The following is a 21,340-nucleotide window of genomic DNA, read 5'->3' as shown; positions in this document are numbered from 1 at the left end:
TGTCAGATGCGGCTGAATGAGTTTCGGATGCCGCGCAGGATGCGGTCGATCATCATCGCCACGAGGGCGATGGCGACGCCCGCAAGCAGCCCCTTGCCCGCCTGTGCATCGCCAAGGGCTGACGTGACGATCGCGCCAAGCCCCTCTGCGCCAATGAAGGCCGAGATCGTGGCCATGGACAGGGCCAGCATGATGGTCTGATTGAGGCCCGCCATGATGGACGGAACGGCCATTGGTAATTCTACCTTTCGCAGGAGCTGACGTTCGGACGCGCCGAAGGCCAGCGCAGCCTCTTTGGTGCTTTCGGGCACTTGCCGGATGCCCAGCGCGGTCAGCTTGATCATCGGGGCATGGCAAAGACGACCGTGGCCAAAACGGCGGGCGGCTGGCTGATGCCGAAGAAGGCAACGGCAGGGACAAGGTAGGAAAGCGATGGGATCGTCTGCATCACATCCAGGATCGGCTCGGTGATGAAACGCGCGATCTTGTTCTTGGCCATCCAGATGCCAATGGGCAAGCCGACCAAGACACAGACCGCCGTGGAGACGACCACCAGCGCCATGGTCTGCATCGCGATCTGCCAGAGTTCGAACAGCGCCAGAAAGGCAAGAGACGACCCAACGAAGACGGTCGTTCCCCAGCCGGTAAAGGCCCAACTGAGCGCAAGAAAGAGAAACGCAACCACGGGCCATGGCGTTTGCATAAACGCGACCTCGACCCGGATCAGCGATTGGCGCAGCACATTTGTCATTGCATCGAAGGCGCTGGCATAGGACGCGCGCAGGAGGTTGATCGAGATGTCGATGCTTTCCGCCGAATAGGTGAACAGCGTCACCTTGCGGCCTTCGATCGGCTCTTTGATGTCGGCAATCACTTCGCTGTTGCCGTCCTCGTCGGTGATCCTGCGGTAGGTTACATCTTCGGGCGGGTCGAGCCTCGCAAGGGTCGGGAAATCGTCGATGAAGAAGCAGTCGAACCGGTCGCGTGTCGAAATCAACGCGTATTCGTCCACCTGTTCGGACGCGCGGCGCAGGTCACGCGCTTCGCTCCGGGCGTCCCGCCGTTGGGTGTTTTGCTCTGCGGTGCGGTCGGAGATCGCGTCCAGCGCGTCAAAGCGTGCCTGTGCCGCGGCGGCATCGGCGCGGACCGCATCGCCAAGCTCGGACACACCGCTTGCGTCGTAGCGGGGCAACAGCGCCTCGACCGCCTCGGCGGCGCGGATCTGGTTGAAGCACGCACGCTCATCCAGGCGGAGTTGCGTGGCGCGGTAGGTGGTCAATGGGGCGACCAGAGCGAGGATCACAGCCCCGATCACCAACCGTTTCAGCGATACGCCATGGGCAGTATCGTGATCGATGCGCCAGCGCATGTACTGGCTATAGTACCAGCGGTTGGCGTAGGCCCCCATCCACAGACGCCCGATCACCAGCGCGGCAACCCCGCACCACGTGTACGTTGTGATCCATCCCGAGTAGCGGGCGATGAGTGTCGTGTTGCTGTCGGGATCCTGCATCGCCTCGGCCAGAAGCGGCGAGAATTTGACGACCTGCATCAGGCAGACAAGCGCCAATACGTCCAGCGCCAGCGCCAGCCAGAACATCACCCACACACCGCGCCGCGCAGCCCAGAACCAAGGCACAAGCAGGCCCCAGATGTTCATGGACCAGAGTGGCAGTTTCCCGCGCTGGATGCGTTCGAACGCCGCCGCATAGTAGTCTTCGCGCTGTTCGACGAACGTGCCTACCGAAACGTCGCGATCCGAATAGTCTTCGCGTGTTTCCGCGCCGCTCATGTCGTACCTCCTTGTTCGTTGCTGCCCTGTAGTCCGCGCAGCAGGATATCCTTGGACACCACGCCGACGACCTTGCCGTCGGCCTTGATGAGAACCGGTTTGTCCGTCCCTGTGGAAAGACCGACAAGCGTATCAAGGTCATCTTCGGGTGTGGCCGACGGATGCGGTGACGTTTCATCAAGCGGTGCGACCTTTGACGCGTATTCGTCCGGGCGCATCATGATCTTTGCGGCGGACACCAGTTTGAGACGGGAAATGCCCGCGACGAAATCGGCGACATAATCGTCAGCGGGGGCCGTCACGATGTCCTCGGCGGTTCCGATCTGCACGATCTCGCCGTCCTTCATGATGCCGATGCGGTCCCCATGCGGATCGCTTCATCGAGGTCATGGGTAATGAAAACCGTTGTCTTCTTGAGATTCTGAGAAAGCCCGAGAAACTCATCCTGCAGATTGCGGCGGATCAAGGGATCAAGCGCCGAGAACGGTTCATCCATCAACAGGATCTCGGGATCTGCGGCCAAGGCGCGGGCCAGACCCACCCGTTGTTGCATCCCGCCAGACAGCTCGGAGGGCAGCCTGTCACCGTAGCCATGCAAAGACACTGTTTCGAGCGCGGCATCCGCCTGTTTGGCGCGGGTGTACCCATCGACACCGCGCAGTTCGAGCGCAAAGCCGATATTGTCCCGAACGGACCGGTGCGGCAGCAGGGCCATGTTCTGAAACACCATCCCGATCTTGTCCGCCCGCAGCACCCGCAGCGCTTCGGGTTTCATCGCGCCCACATCCTCGCCCAGAATGCGGATTGATCCGGCTGTGGGATCAATCAACCGGTTGATATGACGCACCAGCGTCGATTTACCGGAGCCCGACAGCCCCATGAGGCAAAAGATCTCGCCTTCTTCGACCTTGAACGATGCGTCCCTGACCCCGACCACGGCATCAAAGCGCGACAGGACCTCTGCCTTGCCGATGCCCTCTGACCGGATCGCGGCCATCGCTTCCTTGGCGCGCGCGCCAAATACCTTCCAGACATTTTCCAGTTCGACAACACTCATGCGCGGGCTCTTTCACGTTTGGGGTCTACAAAGGGAATGTCACATACCGTGGCTCCCAGCCGTTTCATGCGTCCGTCCAATTGTCCTACCTCAAGCCTTGTTCCGGTATCGGCGCTTTCGACGCCGAGCCGCACCATCGCAATCGCGCATTCCAGCATGGGAGAGCGCGCAGCCGACGTCACGACGCCCACGGGCCGTTCCCCCGCATAGACTGCAGCCCCCTGCGCCGGCACATCGTCACAGTCGAATTTCAGGCCCCTGAGCACCTTTCGCGGCGCGGTGCGATTGCGCTCCAGCGCGGCTTTGCCGACAAAATCGGCCTTTCGCAGATCCACCGCAAAACCGAGCCCGGCTTCCCAGGCGTCCACGCCGGGCGCAAATTCTGCTCCGGCTGCTGCCAGGCCTGCTTCGGTCCGGATGATGTCCAGGGCGTGCGAGCCCATGGGTTTGAGCCCGCGCGGCGCGCCCGCCCGCATCAAGGCATCCCAGATCGTCTCTGCATGCGGCGCAGCACAGAAGATCTCGTAACCCAGCTCACCGGTATAGCCCGACCGGGTCAGGAAAAACGGCGCCCCCTCGCGGTCATGAAGGCGGGCGACCGTCGCGCCGAACCACCCCAATTGATCAAGGCCGGGCACATGGGGCTGGGTGAAGACAACATCGCGCAGAATTTCGCGGGATCTGGGGCCTTGCAGGGCCAGGTTCGGCAGCGATCCCTGCAAGTCGTGGATCCGGACCTGCAGCCCGTTTTGCGCGGCCAGCTGCGTCAGCCACCGCCCGCTTTCCTCCGACCCGCAGCACCAGCGAAACAGCTCTGGCGCAAGACGAAACAGGGTGCCGTCGTCGATCACCTCGCCTCCGGCATCGCACATGAGCGCGTAGGTTCCGCGCCATTGCGCCAGTTTTGCAATGTTGCGGGTCAGCGCCTTTTGCAAAAGGACTTCTGCATCCGGCCCGATCACGTCGAATTTGCGCAGGCCCGACATGTCCTGCAGCGTGGCCGCGTCCCTGCAGGCCCAATATTCGCCCACCGTTCCGACGCCGGGATAGACCGTTGGCAGCCACAGATCTCGGGCAGGGGCGAAATGTTCGGTAAGGTCCGCGTGGCGAACGTGAAACGGCGACGGCTGAGACAGACGCATCGGGGCATCCTCCTTGGACCGGTAGGCGACGGCGTGTTGGATCGGGGCCTCGGCCTGGTAGATGCGCACGTGGATGTCGGTGGGGTTCCAGCCATTGATGGGGTCGATGTCGTCCGGGCAGGCGGTCGACACAGCCACGAGCGGCTCCAGCGCCTCCATTGTGACAAAGTCACCGGGCCGCGAATGGCTTTCCTCGGTCTGGATGTGGTGATGTGCATCAATCCACGTGCGCCAGAAGAAATTGATGGCGGGCCAGCCTGCGCGGGGGATTACTCCGAACGGCGTGAGCGCCTCGGAGATGTTATCCGAACAATTTACGTGACCGGGAAAGCCGCGGTCTTCGTAGCCGCGGGCGGTGCAGGCCAGCCCGAAGGTGTCGTGCTGCCCGCAGGTGTCTTGCAAAACCCGCAGCATCGGCACCATGTGCGGATCAAAGAACTTGTCCAGCATCCCGGGACCGGGATAGCTGTGCCGGACCATCGATCTGGTCGCGGTGCTGTCGATCAGATGCTCCCGTCCGGCATCCAGCCCGCGCAGGGTGAGCGCCTGGAAATCGGAGCATTGCTGCCCGTCGATGTCGATGATCTGGACCTTTTCGCCCGCCGCCAGCTCATAGGCCAGAGCCGTGCCGCGCGGTACCGTGAACTCGTCGCGCACGGCGCCCTGGGGTCGGGCAACGAAAAGCCTTTGGCATGTGACTGATGATTGATGCGCACAGGCGCCACGCCGCGACAGGCAATCAGATCCCAGGCAGGCACCGGGGCGAAAAGCCAAACGGTACAGCTGGCCGAACACCGCAGAACGGTGTCCTGAGTGGTGAGCGCAATATGTGCTGCGGGCAGGGTGTCGGACGCCTGCCGTCCCCGCGCGCCAAGCCATCCGGCAAAAGGGCCGTGATCGACATCCGCGAGGGGCAGCGCGTGCTCTGCGCGCAGGCCCAAAAGGGCCTCGGCGGGTTTTCCGTCCGCGTGGAAAGCCGCCAGATGCAGCGTCCGATCCTCGTCTTGCGACACACATCGCAGCAGATCCCCACCGCGCATCTCGATGCGGATGCAGCCCCGTGCCGGGAGATCAATCCGGCGCAGGTCCGAGGTTTGAGAGAACCCCGCAAACCTGCGCGCGCCGTCGAGGTGCCCCACGTTCGAAAAGCTGTGCAGAACGCTTTGACCGATCAAACCGGTCTCCCCTGTGTTGTTCCCCGTCTTGTTTTGGGATCGGGAATCGCGCTTGTGCGCGTTGAAACTAGTTACAGCATCTCTGAAAGTAGTTTCATTTGTCAACATTCAGAATATGGTTGATCCATTCATTTGAAGGGCATCCGACCCAGTGAACCTCACATCGGGAAAAAAACGCAGCAATATGCGAGACGTCGCCCGGCTTGCCGGGGTGTCCGTCGCGACCGTATCGCGGGTTCTGAGCGGCAAGGCGATCGTATCGAAATCGGCCAAGATCAAGGTAGAGACAGCTGTCGCCGCATTGAACTTTGTCCCCAGCGCCGCGGCGCGGGCCATCAATTCAGGCCGGTCGCACATCGTGGGGGCCCTGGTCCCGACACTCTCGCACGAAATCTTTGCCAGATTTCTGGACGAGCTTGAGCGCGGCCTTTCGCGGGCGGGTCTGTCCGTGGTCGTTGCGACGACCGGCTATGACAAGGAAAAGGAATTACACCGTGCAACCGATCTGCTGAACCTGGGCGCCGAAGCGCTCGTGGTGTCCGGGCTTGAGCGTGCGGCCGGATTTGACGCGCTCATCGATCGGCATCAGGTCCCTGTAGTGGCGACCTCTCGCTTCCGCCAGGACGCAGACCTCCCGGCTATCGGGTATGACAACCAGGGCGCTGCGCGGTTGGCGTTGGATTATCTTCGCGAGGCAGGCCACCGGAACATTGCCGTGCTGAGCGGCCCAACGGTCGACAATGACCGGACGGGCGAGCGTGTCCTTGGGTTGCACGGGCTGCTGCCGCCGCGCGCGTTCTTTCAGACGGGCCGGTCGATTCCGGAGGCAATTGCGCTTGCCGCCAGCGTTGTTTCCGCGCTTGAGCCGACGCCGACGGCTCTTTTGTGTTTGTCTGACGTTGTCGCTCAGGGCGCGTTGATCGCGTGTAAAAACGCGGGAATGGACGTGCCTACCGACATATCCGTCATCGGTATTGATGATCTGCCAAGCTCTGCCTACACAGATCCGCCGTTGACGTCGGTTCACCTGCCGGTTGGGCGCATGGGAGACGCAACCGCCGCCGCCATTGTCGCAGCTCTTGAGACCGGCGCGCCGATACACTCCGAAGAGATCGCCAGTTACCTTCAGGTCAGGGCATCCGTCACACGGGCGTGACCGACCCATCCGGGCGCTTGGAATAACGGCGGTACTGACGGAAGCCTGCGGGCTCTGCCGAAGGGGACGCTGACCGCCGGGTGAGCGTGTCTGGGGCGCCGGGCGCGTGGGTGCAGCGACGCGGTGATATGCGCCAAATGTGACGGATGGCGCAAGCTGCGCGGTCGATTGCGCAGACGACGGGTAGATGTGCGGTGAATGCCCGTCAGCAGGGAGTCCCCTGATGAAACCAAAGTTGCCAGCGACCGCCGTTTTTGACCCACGGCAACGCGCGGCGTCCTCATCGCCGTATCTTGCCTCGCGCGTGTAGGTCGCAAGGGCCACGTCGGCAGCGACCAGCTTCCCCGCGTAATCTGGTAGGGGTATTGATGCTTTCCCAAAGCGTTTGTCAGACCAGAGGTCCGGTCAGGCCTGTCACCCCTGAAGCGATTTGACCCCGATTTCGTCCTCCGCCTGTGCCTTGATCGCCAGTGCGGCGGCGTAGGCGCCTGCGGCGGTGGTGTAGTAGGGGATGCGGTCGTAGAGGGCGATGGCGCGGATGGATTTGCTGTCCTCGACCGCCTGCGCGCCCTCAGTCGTGTTGAGCACCAGTGCGATGCGCCCGTCCTTCATCAGGTCGGTGATGTCGGGGCGGCCTTCGTAGACCTTGTTGACGGTCTCGCAGGGGATGGCGGCCTCGGCCAGCCACGCGGCGGTGCCGCGGGTGGCCACGATGGAGAAGCCCTGCGCCACGAGGATGCGCGCGGCGTCGAGTGTTTGCGCAGTCTTGTCGGCGTCCTTGATCGACAGGAAGGCGCAGCCGTCGGAGGGCAGCATGGTGCCCGCACCCATCTGCGCCTTGAGGAAGGCGCGGGGAAAGTCGCGGTCCCAGCCCATGACCTCGCCGGTGGAGCGCATTTCGGGGCCGAGGATCGTATCGACGCCGGGGAAGCGGGCGAAGGGGAGCACGGCCTCCTTGACCGAGAACCACGGCATGTTCGGATCCGCGAGGGTCATCGGATCGCCCAGCGGCAGCGTGTCGGAGTACGACGTCTGTTCGGGGTAGGGGGCGCGCATGGGGAAGGTGGCAAGCGGCTCACCTGCCATGACGCGCGCGGCGATGGAGGCGATGGCGCTATCGGTGGCCTTGGCGACAAAGGGCACGGTGCGCGAGGCGCGCGGGTTGACCTCGATGAGGAAGATCTCGCCATCCTTGACGGCGAATTGGATGTTCATCAGGCCCACGACATTGAGCGCGAGGGCGAGCGCGCGGGTCTGCTCCTCGACCGTTTTGATGGTGGCGGGGTCGAGCGAGTAGGGCGGCAGGGAGCAGGCACTGTCGCCGGAGTGCACGCCGGCCTCTTCGATGTGCTGCATGATGCCCGCGACATGCACATCGGTGCCATCGGAGAGCGCGTCCACGTCCAGTTCGACCGCGCCCGCGAGATAGCTATCAAGCAGCACGGGGCTGTCGCCCGAGACGACCACGGCGGAGGTGATGTAGCGTTCGAGCTGGGCCATGTCGCGCACGATTTCCATGGCGCGCCCGCCCAGCACATACGACGGGCGGATCACCAGCGGGAAGCCGATATCTGCGGCGATCTCCATCGCTTCGGCGTCGGAATGGGCGATGCCGTTGCGCGGCTGTTTCAGGCCGAGTTTCTGCACAAGCTGCTGAAAGCGCTCGCGGTCTTCGGCCAGGTCGATGGCGTCGGGTGTGGTGCCGAGGATCGGGATGCCCGCATCGTGCAGCGCGCCCGCGATTTTCAGCGGGGTCTGGCCGCCGAATTGCACGATGACGCCGTGCAGCGTGCCGTTTTCCTGCTCGACCCGCAGGATTTCCATCACGTGTTCGAACGTCAGCGGCTCGAAATACAAGCGATCCGAGGTGTCGTAATCGGTGCTGACGGTCTCGGGGTTGCAGTTGACCATGATCGTCTCAAAGCCCGCGTCGGTGAGCGCGTAGCAGGCGTGACAACAGCAGTAGTCGAATTCGATGCCTTGCCCGATGCGGTTGGGGCCACCGCCCAGGATCACGACCTTTTTCGCGTCCGACGGGCGCGCCTCGCATTCCGCCTCGCCCATCATGGGGTGTTCGTAGGTGGAATACATGTAAGGCGTCTGGGCCTCGAATTCGGCGGCGCAAGTGTCGATGCGTTTGAACACGGCCTTCACGCCCGCGTCGAGGCGGGTGCGGCGCACGTCGCCCTCTGTGCGTTTTGCGAGCGTGGCGAGGCGCGCGTCGGTAAAGCCCATCATCTTGAGCCGGCGCAGGGGCGCCTCGGCTGTGGGCAGGCCGGTTGCGATGACCTCGGCCTCGGCCTCGATGATCTCGCGGATACGGGCGAGGAACCACGGGTCAAACATCGTGGTGGCGTGGATGTCGTCGTCGGACATGCCGTGGCGCATGGCCTGCGCGATGGTGCGCATCCGGTCGGGCGTTGTGGCGCTGATCGCCTTTGTGATGGCGGCGCGGTTGTCGGGGCATCGGCGGGCAGGTCGGTGTTGAAGCCCGGGATGGTGATGTCGTCAAACCCGGTGAGGCCCTGTTCCATCGAGGCGAGCGCCTTTTGCAGCGATTCGTGGATGGTGCGCCCGATCGACATCGCCTCGCCCACGGATTTCATGGCCGTGGTCAGATAGGGTTCGGCGCCGGGAAATTTCTCGAACGCAAATTTGGGGATCTTGGTGACGATGTAGTCGATCGTCGGCTCAAAACTGGCGGGGGTGACGCCGGTGATGTCGTTGTCGAGCTCATCCAGGGTAAAGCCCACGGCGAGTTTCGCCGCGATCTTGGCGATGGGAAAGCCCGTCGCCTTGGACGCCAGCGCCGAGGAGCGCGAGACGCGGGGGTTCATCTCGATCACGACCATGCGGCCATCGGCGGGGTTCACGGCCCATTGCACGTTGCTGCCGCCCGTCTCCACCCCGATTTCGCGCAGCACCGCGATGGAGTGGTTGCGCATGATCTGGTATTCCTTGTCCGTCAGCGTCAGCGCGGGCGCCACGGTGATACTGTCGCCGGTGTGCACGCCCATGGGATCGACGTTTTCAATGGCGCAGACGATGATGGCGTTGTCGGCGGTGTCGCGCACCACCTCCATCTCGAATTCCTTCCAGCCCAGCAGGCTCTCGTCGATGAGGATCTGGCCCATGGGCGAGGCATCCATGCCCGAGCGGCAGATCGCCTCGTAATCCTCGCGGTTGTAGGCCACGCCGCCGCCGGTGCCGCCCATGGTAAAGGCGGGGCGGATGATCGCGGGAAGGCCCACATGCTCAAGCGCGTCGAGCGCGAGCGCGACGCCTGCGGCGAGGTCTTTCTTGCCGTTCGTGGTGGGGGCCGTGCAGATCGTGGCCTTGGGGTTTTCGATGCCCAGACGGTCCATCGCCTCACGAAACAGTTTGCGGTCTTCGGCCATTTCGATGGCGGCGCGTTTGGCGCCGATCATCTCGACGCCGTATTCCGCGAGCACGCCCATTTCCTCGAGGGCCAGCGAGGTGTTGAGCCCGGTCTGCCCGCCCATGGTGGGCAAGAGCGCGTCGGGGCGTTCCTTGGCGATGATCTTGGCCACGATCTCGGGGGTGATGGGTTCGATATAGGTGGCGTCGGCGAGACCGGGATCGGTCATGATGGTGGCGGGGTTGGAGTTGACCAGAATGACGCGGTAGCCTTCCTCCTTGAGGGCCTTGCAGGCCTGTGCGCCGGAGTAGTCGAATTCGCACGCCTGCCCGATCACGATAGGCCCCGCGCCGATGATCATGATCGACTGGATATCGGTCCGTTTTGGCATGACATGCCCCCCTGATGTGCAAATTGTCTGCGTTATAGGCAATGGACACGGTGGTGCAAGGCGGAATCACCCGTGACGGGCGGGGGCAAAATTTCGACGAAATTTTGGGCGCAAAGTTTGGGGACAAACTTTGGCGCGCGGCGGGCTCAGGCGTCGAGGAAAACGCGCAGGGCGGCTTCGAATTCGCGGGGTTTTTCCGCGTGCAGCCAGTGGCCCGCGCCGGGCAGTTTGGCAAAGCGCGCGTTTGGAAAGAGCTCTTTGATCCGCGGGCGGGCCTCGGGGCGTACGTAATCGCTGTCGGCACCGCTGAGAAACAGGGTGGGGCCGTCGAACGGGCCCGTCAGATCGGGAAAGCCGATGATCGCGGGCATCTCGGCCTCGAGCGTGTCGAGGTTGAGGCGCCAGCGCTTTTCGGCCACGTCGAGCGATTGGGTGAAGAAGCTTTGCAGCTCGCCCGGCACGCCCTGCGCGCCCAGTTGGGCGGCGGCGTCGGAGCGGCGGGAAACGCGGGACAGATCCACCGCGCGCATGGCGTCGATCTGTTGGCTCTGCGTGTGGGCGTAGGCGACGGGCGCGATATCGGCCACGATCAGGCGGCGGATGTGCTGTGGTTGGGTGAGGGCCAGCGTCATGGCCGCCTTGCCGCCCATCGAGTGGCCGCACAGATCGACCGGCCCGCCGATGTGCGCGATCAATTCGGCCAGATCGCCGGCCATGTTTTCGTAGCTTTGGGTGTTCGCGCGGGGGCTTTGGCCGTGGTTGCGCATGTCCGGTGTAATCACGCGGGTGCGGTCCGACAGGCGTTTGGCGATGACGTTCCAGTTGCGCGCGGAGCCGAAGAGCCCGTGCGCGATGACGAGGGGCGGCTGATCGGTGGCGGAGCCGTGGTCGGTGTAGTGCAGCATGGGCCAAGGGATAGCGGGATTGCGTCGCGCTTACCAGTCGCGCTAGGAACGCGGGATGATGTCGGATCGGGATATGGCGGCGCGTTCGGCGCAGATACTGGGCCTGTTGCGCGAGAAATACGGCGTGCAGGCGCGTGATCTGCGCCGCGGCCTGCGCCGGGTGGGCCGCCAGTTGCCGCGCGGGATGCGCAAGCGGGGCCGCGCCTTGCTGGCGGCGGAGACGCAGGCGCAGAACCCGCGACTGGCCCGGCAGATCGACGCGCAGGCCGTGGCGCGCGACCATGACGCGCTGGTTGCCTATCTGCGCGGCATCGACGTAGGAGACCGCCGCCGGGGCCGTATCCTGTCACTGGCCGCCGCCGTGGCCTTCAACCTGATCGCGGTGGCGGTGCTGTTCATCGTGTGGATGTGGTGGCGCGGCTACGTCTGATATTCGGCGTCGGTGACGTGCGCGAGCCAGGTGACGGAACTGCCGTCGAGTTCCTCTTGCAGGGCGATATGGGTCATGGCGGTGTCGGGGGCGGCGCCGTGCCAGTGCCGCTCTCCCGGCTCGAAGTAGATGACATCGCCGGGGCGGATCGTCTGGATTTCGCCGCCCGCGCGCTGCACGCGCCCCACGCCCGCCGTCACGATCAGCGTCTGGCCCAGCGGATGGGTGTGCCACGCCGTGCGCGCACCGGGCTCGAACGTCACGCTCAGCCCGCGCAGGCGCGCGGGGGCGGGCGTTGAGATCAGCGGATCGAGGCGCACCGCGCCGGTGAAATACGCGGCCGGGCCGGTGGTGGAGGGGCGGGAGCCTGCGGGGTGGAAGATCATGCGCGGAGCCTTTCGACAGCGGTGTGCGCGCAGTCTGACGGAATTGACGGGGGGTGGTAAGGGGAAACCCACCCCCCGCCGCAGCCGCTCGCACGGCAAGGTCCACGGCGGGAGAGGCACCGTGGACCCGGCGCGCGGACCGGGGAGGTGTCCGCGCGGGAGCGCGTGCTAGCCGGTGGTGACGACACCGCAGACGATGCGCGCGCCGGCGCCACCGATGGGCTGGCTGATCTGATCGTCCTCTTCGGCGTGGATCACGATGGCCGTGCCGTCGCTGTCCAGCAGGGGCAGGTCACCGCTGTCCAGAAACGCGCCCGCCTTGAAGAACTGCAGCTCGCCGACGCCGTTTTCAGCGACGTAGATGTTGCCAAGATCGCCCTTGCCCGGGCCGCGGGGATTGAGCAGCCCGTGATCGCCCTCGCCCTCGCCGTGGTGGCCCATGGAGGATTTGAAGCCGGTATCGGCGGCGCAATCGGCGCGGGCGTGCAGATGGATCCCCTTGGCGCCGGGGGCAGATCGCTGACGCGCACATGCACGAGAACCCCGTGCGGCGTCTGCGTCAGTTGCGCGGTGCCGACGGTCTCGCCGTCGAGGTTGGTGAGCTGGGCCTGCGCCGTTTTGGCGGGGTCGGCCGCGAGCACGGCCTGCGAGGCGATGAACATGGCGCCGAACAGGGTCGCGCCGGTCAGCAGGAGGTGGTGGGAGAGTTTCATGGGATCATGTCCTTTTGCGTGGGTTACGCATAAAGAACACCGCCCCGCGCCGATTTATTTGATCGCGGGGGTGGGCCATTCGGTCGCAGGTGCAAAAAAGGCCCCGGCAGGTGGGTGCCGGGGCCTTTTTCAGGTGGTCTGGCGCGTGCCGATCAGAGATTCGGGTAGATCGGAAAGCGCGCGCACATCTCTTCGACTTCGGCTTTCACCTTTGCCTCGACGGCGGCGTTGCCGTCTTCGCCGTTGGCGGCGAGGCCATCGACGACCTCGATGATCCAATCGGCGATCTGGCGGAATTCGGCCTCTCCAAAGCCGCGCGTGGTGCCCGCGGGAGAGCCCAGACGGATGCCGGAGGTGACCATCGGCTTTTCGGGGTCAAAGGGCACACCGTTCTTGTTGCAGGTGATATGCGCGCGGCCCAGTGCCTTTTCGGTGGCGTTGCCCTTGACGCCCTTGGGGCGCAGATCGACCAGCAGCACGTGGGTGTCGGTGCCGTGGGTCACGGTGTCGAGCCCGCCCGCGATCAGCTGATCGGAAAGCGCCTGCGCGTTGGCGATGACCTGCTTCATGTAGGTCTTGAACTCGGGCTGGAGCGCCTCGCCAAAGGCCACGGCCTTGGCCGCGATGACGTGCATCAGCGGGCCGCCCTGGATGCCGGGGAAAATGGCGGAGTTGAACTTCTTGGCCAGCGCCTCGTCATTCGTCAGGATCATGCCGCCGCGCGGGCCGCGCAGGGTCTTGTGGGTCGTGGTGGTGGCCACATGCACGTGCGGGAAGGGGTTGGGGTACTCGCCCGCGGCGATCAGGCCCGCAAAATGCGCGACGTCCGCCAGCAGCCAGGCGCCGACACTGTCGGCAATCTCGCGCATCCGGGCAAAATCGATGGTGCGCGGGATGGCGGAGCCGCCGGCGATGATCATCTTGGGCTGATGTTCCTTGGCCAGACGCGCAACCTCGTCGTAGTCGAGCAGGTTATCCTCGCGCCGCACGCCGTATTGGATGGCGTTGAACCATTTGCCCGACTGGTTCGGCTTGGCCCCGTGGGTGAGGTGCCCGCCTGCGTCAAGGCTCATGCCCAGAATGGTGTCGCCGGGCTGCAACAGTGCCTGGAACACGCCCTGGTTCGCCTGAGAGCCGGAGTTGGGCTGCACGTTGGCAAAGCCGCAGTCGAAGAGTTTGCAGGCCCGCTCGATCGCGAGATCTTCGGCGATGTCGACGAACTGGCAGCCGCCGTAGTAGCGGCGCCCGGGGTAGCCTTCGGCGTATTTGTTGGTCATCACGCCGCCCTGCGCTTCCATGACGGCGGCGGAGACGATGTTTTCCGAGGCGATCAGCTCGATCTCGTTGCGCTGGCGGTGCAATTCCTTGGCCGTGGCATCGGCGATGGCCGGATCGGTGTCGGCAAGGCTGCGGGTGAAGAAGTCGGATGTCTTGGTCAGCATTGGGGTGGCTCCTTGTGAGCGGGTGGCAGTGCCCCGTTTCCTATCGGAAACGACGCGGCACGGGAAGGCGCGAAAACGACTGCGCGTGGGATAGGCGCGGCGTGGCCGAGGCGCACCCCCCAATTTTGTCGCGGACGGTCGATTGGCGCGGCGATACTGGTGCGCGCGGGGGATCTGTGATTGTCTTGGGCAATTCTTTAGCGGATCGGAAACCTGAGATGCCCCAAAAGCTCGCCTTTCTTGCCAGCCGTGCGGCGGTGGCGCAGACCGCGCGTGCCGCGCTGATCGGGCGTTACGGCAATGTGCCGCCGGAGGAGGCGGAGGTGATCGTGGCGCTGGGCGGCGACGGATTCATGCTGCAGACCCTGCACGAGACACAGGCGCTGGCCGCGCCGGTCTACGGGATGAACCGCGGGACCATCGGGTTTTTGATGAACGCCTACGCGGAGAGTGATCTGCGCGACAGGCTGGCCGCGGCGGAGGAGGCGGTGATCAACCCGCTATCGATGCGGGCCACGCATACGGATGGGTCCGTGTCGGACGCGCTGGCGCTCAACGAGGTGGCGCTGCTGCGCGCGGGGCCGCAGGCGGCAAAGTTGCAGATCCGCGTCGACGGGCGGCTGCGCATGCAGGAGCTGGTCTGCGACGGGGCGCTGGTGGCCACGCCTGCGGGGTCGACGGCGTATAATTATTCGGCGCACGGGCCGATCCTGCCCATCGGCTCGGACGTGCTGGCGTTGACGGCGATGGCGGCGTTTCGCCCGCGCCGCTGGCGCGGGGCGCTGCTGCCCAAGACGGCCGTGGTGCGGTTCGACGTGCTGGAGCCGGAAAAGCGCCCGGTGATGGCGGATGCGGATGGCGATAGCCACCGCGATGTGGCCAGCGTCGAGATCCGATCGGAGCCGAGCATTGCGCACAAGATCCTGTTCGACCCGGGCCACGGGCTCGAAGAGCGTCTGATTTCGGAACAGTTCACCTGAGGCCGGGGCAAAATTTCTCTCGAAATTTTGGGCACAAAGTCTGTTTACAGACTTTGCCGCGCGCGGGATCAGCCCTGCGCGCCAAGATATTTCAGGGTGATCTGCGTGGCCCGCGCGGCATCGAGCACCGGGGGAAGCACGGTAAGCACCGTCCCTTGCGCATCCATCAGATAAATCAGCGAGCCGTGGCTGTAGACGGGTCCGTATTCTGGATCGTCATAGACCCATTGATGATCGACGTTGAAGGCCGCATAGGCGCTGTCGAGCGCCGTTTGCGGGCCGGTCAGGCCGATGAAATCCCGGTGAAAGGTGGTCATGGCAGGCGCCATGGTCTCAACTGTATCGCGGGCGGGATCGACGGTGATCATCACCGGTCGCAGGCTGTGGCCCGCCGCGCCGACTGCATCCACGACGTCGGCCATCAGCGGCATCGCCGCCGAGCAGATGCCGGGGCAATTGGCGTAGCCGAAGAACAAAAGCTGCGCGTGGCCGTCCGGGTCGGCCTGCGTTCGCGTCTGACCGTGCTGGTCGGTGAGGCTGTAGGGGCCGCCCTTGACCAGTGGAAACAGCCCTTCGGCTGCCGCAGGCGCGGCCAGCGCCAGCGCCAGAAGCCCGGCGCGCAGCAGGATCATCAGAACCAATCCGCGATGAAGGCGGCGTCGGCCTCGGGGCCAAGGCCGAGGTAGCCGTTTTCCTCGATCTCTGCCTTGATGCGGGGGCTGCGGCGGAACCACGGGCCTTTGCCCGCAGCGTCCGGGTTGGCCTTGGCCCACTCCTTGGTCCATTGGTTTGCGGCGACCCAATCGGCGCCGTCCGCCTTGATCCGCTGCACCAGGTAGATGTTTTGCGCACCCAGATCGGGATCGTCGATCATCAGCCCGTCGACTTCGATCGTCTGGTTGCAGTAGGGCAGCAGATCGACCGCGGCGCCGGAGAAGGCGGGCTGGCCGTTCTTCATCGGCAGCACAAGCGTGTCATCGGCGCTGCGCAAAAGGCCAAGCTGGCGGCGGCCCGCACCGCAATCCTCCGGGCAATCGCCGGTGAAGGTGCACAGCAGATCCACAACGGTCGCCTCGAACCGGGCGGGTTGCTCGGCGTAGAGGTTCCATGTCTTTGCCTCCGACCCTTCGGAGAAATCCTGCGCCAGGGCGAGGGAGGGCACGAGGGCGAGGGCGGCGATAAGGGCGCGCATCATTCCTTAGGCTCCGGGATGGCGAAGCCGGGCACGGGACCGTAATCCTCATGCGTGAGGTTGGTGATCTCTGGCGCGGCCTCGACACTTCCGACGACGAGATATTTGATGCCGTCGCGCTCGTAGAGCATGGCGTCTGCGGTGACCTCGTAGCTCGCGAGGCTCAGCAGCGTATCGCCGCCTGCGGCTTCATCATCCTCGTCCACCTTGAGCACGGTATAGACGGTGCCGTCCTCGGCGAGGATGCCCACGGGAATGCCGCCCGCGCTGCACCACAGCGCGCAGGTATGATGGGCCGTGCCCACAACCGCGTCCGGCCCGCCCATCACGCCGGAATAATAGCACCAGGTATCGATGATCTCTCCGGTGACCTGCACGCGGGTGCCTTCGGCGGCGTGCCCGGCCAGCGGGGCCAGCGCGAGGGCGAGCGTAGGGATGAGATGCTTCATAGAAGGGCTCCGGCATTTATTGAGTGGGCCGAGCGTAGGAGCGGGGCAGGGCGGCTGGCAAGAGAATTCTGCCCGAAAAGTGGAACACAAACGCGAGAGGCGCGTTGTATTTGCAAGAGGGAACTGTCCCTTCACCGAAAGGAGTACTACAATGAACTGGCAACAGATCGAAGGTAACTGGAAGCAATTCAAAGGCAACGTGCAGCAGCACTGGGGTGAGTTGACAAACGACGACCTCGACAAGGCCGAGGGCAGCCGTGAAGCGCTGGTGGGTCGTATCCAGGAGCGGTACGGCAAAGCCAAGGAAGAGGCCGAGCGTGAGATCGACGAGTTTCTTGCCAGGCACTGAGCACTGACAGCCGACCAAAAAGCCCCCTGATTTTCCGGGGGCTTTTTGCTGCGCGGACAAAATTTCGTCCGAAATTTTGGGCCCAAAGTTTGCGGGCAAACTTTGCGTCAGCTCTGGGCGAGGCCGATGGATTTCAGCGCCGTGCGGATCTCGTCGAGGATGGCGGGATCGTCGATTGTTGCGGGGAGTTTGAACTCCTGGCTATCGGCGATCTTGACCATCGTGGCGCGCAGGATCTTGCCCGAACGCGTCTTTGGCAGGCGGTCCACCACCACGGCGAGTTTGAACGCCGCCACCGGGCCGATCTGGTCGCGCACGCGCTTTACGCATTCCGCCGTAATCTCGTCATGCGGGCGGTTCACGCCGTTGGTGAGGCACACAAAGCCCACGGGCGCCTGACCCTTGAGCGCATCGCTCACCCCGATCACGGCGCATTCGGCCACGTCCGGGTGACCGGCCAGCACTTCCTCCATCGCCCCCGTAGACAGGCGGTGGCCCGCCACGTTGATGACGTCGTCTGTGCGCGCCATGATGTAGAGGTAGCCGTCCTCGTCGATCATGCCGGCATCGCCGGTCTCGTAATAGCCCGGGAAGGTCGTCAGGTAGCTTTTGCGGAACCGGTCTTCGGCGTTCCAAAGCGTGGGCAGGGTGCCGGGGGGCAGGGGCAGTTTGATGGCGATGGCGCCCAGCTCTCCGGGTGCCATACGGTTGCCGCCTTCATCGAGGATCTGCACGTCGTAGCCGGGCATCGGCACGGTGGGCGAGCCGATCTTGACCGGCAGTGCCTCAAGGCCTGCGGGATTGCCCGCGATAGTGTAGCCGGTTTCGGTCTGCCACCAGTGATCGTAGACCGGCACGCCCAGCGTTTCCTGCGCCCAGATTATCGTGTCGGGATCGGCGCGTTCGCCCGCCAGATAGAGTGCGCGCAGGCCCGACAGGTCGTATTTGGCGATCTCCAGCCCTTTGGGATCCTCGCGTTTGACGGCGCGGATGGCGGTGGGGGCGGTGAAAAAGCTGCGCACGTTATGCTCTGAGATCACGCGCCAGAAGGTGCCCGCGTCGGGGGTGCCGACGGGTTTGCCCTCGAACACCACGGTGGTGTTGCCCGCGATCAGCGGCCCGTAGGCGATATAGCTGTGGCCGACGACCCAGCCGACGTCTGAGGCGGCCCAGAAGACCTCACCGGGATCGACCTGATAGATGTTCTTCATCGTCCAGTTCAGCGCGACCAGATGGCCGGCCGTATGGCGCACGACGCCCTTGGGCGCCCCGGTGGTGCCGGAGGTGTAGAGGATATAGGCCGGGTGATTACCCGCCACGGGCACGCAGTCGGCGGGGGTGCCTTGGGCAATCGCCGCGTGCCATTCGACATCGCGCGGGCCCAGCTCACACGGATGCTCGGGGCGTTGCAGGATGATGCAGGCGTCCGGCTTGTGCGTCGCCATCTCGATCGCGCCGTCGAGCAGGGGCTTGTAGGCCACCGTGCGGTTCGGCTCCAGCCCGCAGGAGGCGGCGATTACCGCCTTGGGGGTGCAATCGTCGATGCGCACGGCCAGCTCGTTGGCGGCGAACCCGCCGAAGACGACCGAATGCACCGCGCCGATGCGCGCGCAGGCCAGCATCGCCTCGATCGCTTCGGGCACCATGGGCATGTAAATGATGACGCGGTCGCCTTTTTCGACGCCCTGCGCCACCAGCGCGCCCGCCAGCCGGGCGGTGCGGGTCTGCAGCTCGGCGAAGGTGATCGTCTGCTTTTGGCCGGTGATCGGGCTGTCGTAGATGATCGCGGCCTGATCGGCGCGGCCCCCTTCGACGTGGCGGTCGACGGCGTTGTAGCAGCCGTTGACCTGCGCATCGGCGTACCACTCATAAAGGTTCTCGCCGCGGTCAAACAGGGCGCGGTCGGGCGGGGTGATCCAGTCAATGGCCCGTGCCTGATCGAGCCAGAAGGCTTCCGGATCTTCCTGCGCGGCCTTGTATAATTCTGCGTATCCCATGGTGTCCTCCCCGTCGTTTGGGCCGAGTTAGACCGACCGGACCGCGCGCGGCAAGCGTTTTGCGAAGCCGCCCGCGCGCATGTGTCAATGGATTTACACCCGGGCGCGTGCGCCGGTCAGCCGTATTCGGCCACCGGCGTGCCCGCGATGGCGGCCATGTTGAGCAATCCGCGTGCCGTGATCGACGGTGAGACGACATGCGCGCGGTTGCCCATGCCCATCAGGATCGGCCCGACCTCCAGCCCGCCAGCCTTCATCTTGAGGATATTGCGCACGCCCGAGGCGGCATCGGCGTGGCCGAATACCAACACGTTGGCCGCGCCCTTCATGCGGTTTTCCGGGAAAAGCCGCGCGCGCAGATCGGGGTCGAGGGCGGTGTCGATGTTCATCTCGCCCTCGTAGCAAAAATCGACGCCGCGTTCGTCGAGGATGCGCAGGGCGCGGCGCAGGCGGCTGCCCGATCCTTCGCCCTGATTGCCGAATTGCGATTGCGAACACAGCGCGACGTTGGGCGTGAGGCCAAAGCGCGCCACGTGGCGCGCGGCCCCCGCGGCAATATCGGCGAGCTGTTCGGGCGTGGGGTGCTGGTGTACCTGCGTATCGGCGATGAACAGCGGCCCGTCCTCAAGGATCATCATCGACAGGGAGCCGTCGGGTTTGTACCCGTCACGGCCCAGCACCTGTTCGATGTAGTTGAGGTGCCAGCGGGTTTCGCCAAAGGTGCCGCAGATCAGGCTGTCGGCCTCGCCCCGGTGTACCATCACGGCCCCGATGGCGGTGGTGTTGGTGCGCATGATCGCGCGGGCAATATCGGGCGAGACACCGCGCCGGGCGAGCAGGCGGTGATAGGTCTCCCAGTAGTCGCGGTAACGCGGATCGTTTTCCGGATTCACCACATCGACCTCATCGCCCAGTTTCAGGGTCATGCCATTGCGCGCCATGCGCGCCTCGATCACCTCGGGGCGGCCGATGAGGATGGGCCGTTCGGTGGTTTCTTCCAGCATGGCTTGCGCGGCGCGCAGCACGCGCTCGTCCTCGCCCTCGGCAAAGACGATGCGGCGCGGGGCCTGGCGGGCGGCCTGAAACACCGGGCGCATCAGCAGGGCGGATTTGAACACCGAGTTTTCCAGCCGGGCGCGGTAGGCGGCCATATCGTCGATGGGGCGGGTGGCCACGCCCGTTTCCATCGCGGCCTGCGCCACGGCGGAAGAAACGATGGCGATCAGGCGCGGATCAAAGGGTTTGGGGATCAGGTAGTCGGCGCCAAAGGTCAGCTGTTCGCCCTGGTAGGCGGCGGCAGCCTCGGCGGAGGTGGTGGCGCGGGCGAGGGCGGCGATGCCTTCGATGCAGGCGATCTTCATCTCGTCGTTGATCGTGGTGGCGCCCACGTCGAGCGCCCCGCGAAAGATGAAGGGAAAGCACAGCACGTTGTTGACTTGATTGGGAAAATCCGACCGCCCCGTGGCGATGATCGCATCCGGGGCGACGGCGCGCGCGGCGTCGGGCATGATTTCGGGCGTGGGGTTGGCCAGCGCAAAGATGATCGGCGCGGGGGCCATTTTCGCGACCATTTCGGGCGTCAGCACATTCGGTCCTGAAAGGCCCAGAAACAGATCGGCGCCGTCGATCACATCGTCGAGCGTACGCTTGCCCGAGGCCTGGGCGTATTCGGATTTGATCGGGTTCATATCGACCTCGCGCCCTTCGTACACGAGCCCGTGAATATCGCAAAGCCAGACGTTTTCGCGCTTTACCCCCAGTTTCAGCAGCATGTTGAGGCAGGCAATGCCCGCCGCCCCGCCGCCGGTGCTGACGATCTTGATATCCTCGAATCGCTTGCCTGCGACGTGCAGCGCGTTGGTGGCCGCCGCCCCCACCACGATGGCGGTGCCGTGCTGGTCGTCGTGAAAGACGGGGATGTTCATGCGCTCGTTGCAGATCCGCTCGACCGTAAAGCAATCGGGCGCCTTGATGTCCTCGAGGTTGATCGCGCCAAAGGAGGGCTCCAGCGCGCAGACGATATCGGCGAGCTTTTCGGGGTCGGGCTGGTCAAGCTCGATGTCAAAGCAGTCGATGCCCGCGAATTTCTTGAAGAGCACGGCCTTGCCTTCCATCACCGGTTTGGAGGCCAGCGCGCCGATGTTGCCCAGCCCCAGAACGGCGGTGCCATTGGTGACGACCGCCACCAGATTGGCGCGCGCGGTGTAGGTGGCGGCGGTCGCGGGATCCTTCTGGATCTCGATGCAGGCCTCGGCCACGCCCGGCGAATAGGCGCGCGCCAGATCGCGCCCGTTGGCCAGCGGCTTGGTCGCCCGGATCTCAAGCTTTCCGGGTTTGGGGTGCGCGTGATAGTCGAGGGCGGCCTGACGGGGATCGGACATGATGGCTCCGGCGGTTTGGGGATT

General features: G+C 64.7%; 18 protein-coding genes and 2 pseudogenes. 6 read left to right on the top strand and 14 right to left on the bottom strand.

The window, feature by feature from the left end; genetic code table 11:
• Positions 1 to 2: 2 nt before the first annotated feature.
• The 4 genes and pseudogenes from KDD17_RS11000 to KDD17_RS10985 all read right to left on the bottom strand — a co-directional run bounded on the left by KDD17_RS11000 (position 3) and on the right by KDD17_RS10985 (position 4,648).
• Entirely contained in the window at positions 3 to 344 is a 342-nt protein-coding gene (locus KDD17_RS11000) for an ABC transporter permease subunit (RefSeq protein ID WP_212703699.1), read from the bottom strand.
• Positions 341 to 1,792 carry a hypothetical protein gene (locus KDD17_RS10995; RefSeq protein WP_212703698.1) on the bottom strand — a complete coding sequence of 484 codons (1,452 nt, stop codon included), beginning with the start codon at positions 1,790 to 1,792 and terminating at the stop codon, positions 341 to 343. Before KDD17_RS10995 ends, KDD17_RS11000 begins: the two co-directional genes overlap by 4 nt.
• Positions 1,789 to 2,849, bottom strand: a pseudogene (locus KDD17_RS10990) (quaternary amine ABC transporter ATP-binding protein). Before KDD17_RS10990 ends, KDD17_RS10995 begins: the two are co-directional and overlap by 4 nt.
• Positions 2,846 to 4,648 carry a DUF1989 domain-containing protein gene (locus KDD17_RS10985; protein WP_254796779.1) on the bottom strand — a complete coding sequence of 601 codons (1,803 nt, stop codon included), beginning with the start codon at positions 4,646 to 4,648 and terminating at the stop codon, positions 2,846 to 2,848. Before KDD17_RS10985 ends, KDD17_RS10990 begins: the two are co-directional and overlap by 4 nt.
• A 236-nt stretch (positions 4,649 to 4,884) precedes the next feature.
• Between KDD17_RS10985 and KDD17_RS18870 the strand changes: the two genes are divergently transcribed.
• Together KDD17_RS18870 and KDD17_RS10980 are read left to right on the top strand one after the other, a co-directional pair.
• A complete protein-coding gene (locus KDD17_RS18870) occupies positions 4,885 to 5,289 on the top strand; it encodes a hypothetical protein (RefSeq protein ID WP_254796778.1) in 405 nt (134 codons plus the stop codon).
• 61 nt (positions 5,290 to 5,350) lie between these two features.
• Entirely contained in the window at positions 5,351 to 6,322 is a 972-nt protein-coding gene (locus KDD17_RS10980; RefSeq protein ID WP_212703697.1) for a LacI family DNA-binding transcriptional regulator, read from the top strand.
• A gap of 414 nt (positions 6,323 to 6,736) precedes the next feature.
• Here the strand turns inward: KDD17_RS10980 and carB are convergent.
• Together carB and KDD17_RS10970 are read right to left on the bottom strand one after the other, a co-directional pair.
• Positions 6,737 to 10,092, bottom strand: a pseudogene (gene carB / locus KDD17_RS10975) (carbamoyl-phosphate synthase large subunit).
• 146 nt (positions 10,093 to 10,238) lie between these two features.
• Positions 10,239 to 10,997 carry an alpha/beta fold hydrolase gene (locus tag KDD17_RS10970; protein WP_212703696.1) on the bottom strand — a complete coding sequence of 253 codons (759 nt, stop codon included), beginning with the start codon at positions 10,995 to 10,997 and terminating at the stop codon, positions 10,239 to 10,241.
• Between the two features lie 55 nt (positions 10,998 to 11,052).
• Here KDD17_RS10970 and KDD17_RS10965 point away from each other — a divergent pair, with 55 nt between their 5' ends.
• Positions 11,053 to 11,427 (top strand): hypothetical protein, encoded by a 375-nt coding sequence (locus KDD17_RS10965; RefSeq protein ID WP_212703695.1) that lies wholly within the window; start codon positions 11,053 to 11,055, stop codon positions 11,425 to 11,427.
• Here the strand turns inward: KDD17_RS10965 and KDD17_RS10960 are convergent.
• A complete protein-coding gene (locus KDD17_RS10960) occupies positions 11,418 to 11,813 on the bottom strand; it encodes a (R)-mandelonitrile lyase (protein WP_212703694.1) in 396 nt (131 codons plus the stop codon). The two genes, KDD17_RS10965 and KDD17_RS10960, sit on opposite strands and share 10 nt — an antisense overlap.
• A 168-nt stretch (positions 11,814 to 11,981) precedes the next feature.
• Positions 11,982 to 12,302 (bottom strand): superoxide dismutase family protein, encoded by a 321-nt coding sequence (locus KDD17_RS10955; protein ID WP_254796962.1) that lies wholly within the window; start codon positions 12,300 to 12,302, stop codon positions 11,982 to 11,984.
• A gap of 41 nt (positions 12,303 to 12,343) precedes the next feature.
• Between KDD17_RS10955 and KDD17_RS10950 the strand changes: the two genes are divergently transcribed.
• Positions 12,344 to 12,559 carry a hypothetical protein gene (locus KDD17_RS10950; protein ID WP_212703693.1) on the top strand — a complete coding sequence of 72 codons (216 nt, stop codon included), beginning with the start codon at positions 12,344 to 12,346 and terminating at the stop codon, positions 12,557 to 12,559.
• Positions 12,560 to 12,678: 119 nt separating this feature from the next.
• On the opposite strand, the gene glyA is transcribed toward KDD17_RS10950, so the two are convergent.
• A complete protein-coding gene (gene glyA / locus KDD17_RS10945; RefSeq protein ID WP_212703692.1) occupies positions 12,679 to 13,968 on the bottom strand; it encodes a serine hydroxymethyltransferase in 1,290 nt (429 codons plus the stop codon).
• Between the two features lie 218 nt (positions 13,969 to 14,186).
• Between glyA and KDD17_RS10940 the strand changes: the two genes are divergently transcribed.
• Entirely contained in the window at positions 14,187 to 14,948 is a 762-nt protein-coding gene (locus KDD17_RS10940) for an NAD kinase (RefSeq protein ID WP_212703691.1), read from the top strand.
• Positions 14,949 to 15,016: 68 nt separating this feature from the next.
• On the opposite strand, the gene KDD17_RS10935 is transcribed toward KDD17_RS10940, so the two are convergent.
• The 3 genes from KDD17_RS10935 to KDD17_RS10925 are packed head-to-tail and all read right to left on the bottom strand — an operon-like array spanning position 15,017 to position 16,589.
• Positions 15,017 to 15,580, bottom strand: coding sequence for an SCO family protein (locus KDD17_RS10935; protein WP_254796777.1), 564 nt, complete (start codon positions 15,578 to 15,580; stop codon positions 15,017 to 15,019).
• Positions 15,580 to 16,143, bottom strand: a complete 564-nt coding sequence (locus KDD17_RS10930; RefSeq protein WP_254796776.1) for a hypothetical protein — start codon at positions 16,141 to 16,143, stop codon at positions 15,580 to 15,582. Before KDD17_RS10930 ends, KDD17_RS10935 begins: the two co-directional genes overlap by 1 nt.
• Complete coding sequence (locus KDD17_RS10925; protein WP_212703690.1) at positions 16,140 to 16,589, bottom strand: hypothetical protein; 450 nt, start codon at positions 16,587 to 16,589, stop codon at positions 16,140 to 16,142. Before KDD17_RS10925 ends, KDD17_RS10930 begins: the two co-directional genes overlap by 4 nt.
• A gap of 151 nt (positions 16,590 to 16,740) precedes the next feature.
• Here KDD17_RS10925 and KDD17_RS10920 point away from each other — a divergent pair, with 151 nt between their 5' ends.
• Positions 16,741 to 16,938 carry a CsbD family protein gene (locus KDD17_RS10920; RefSeq protein ID WP_212703689.1) on the top strand — a complete coding sequence of 66 codons (198 nt, stop codon included), beginning with the start codon at positions 16,741 to 16,743 and terminating at the stop codon, positions 16,936 to 16,938.
• Positions 16,939 to 17,045: 107 nt separating this feature from the next.
• On the opposite strand, the gene KDD17_RS10915 is transcribed toward KDD17_RS10920, so the two are convergent.
• Positions 17,046 to 18,935 (bottom strand): propionyl-CoA synthetase, encoded by a 1,890-nt coding sequence (locus KDD17_RS10915; RefSeq protein WP_212703688.1) that lies wholly within the window; start codon positions 18,933 to 18,935, stop codon positions 17,046 to 17,048.
• A gap of 116 nt (positions 18,936 to 19,051) precedes the next feature.
• Positions 19,052 to 21,316, bottom strand: coding sequence for an NADP-dependent malic enzyme (locus tag KDD17_RS10910; RefSeq protein ID WP_212703687.1), 2,265 nt, complete (start codon positions 21,314 to 21,316; stop codon positions 19,052 to 19,054).
• Between the last annotated feature and the right edge of the window lie 24 nt (positions 21,317 to 21,340).

The organism is Sulfitobacter albidus (assembly GCF_018200035.1).
GTDB lineage: Bacteria > Pseudomonadota > Alphaproteobacteria > Rhodobacterales > Rhodobacteraceae > Sulfitobacter > Sulfitobacter albidus.
The sequence above is the reverse complement of the archived record's forward strand: the minus strand, read 5'-3'. Positions and strand labels throughout refer to the sequence as shown.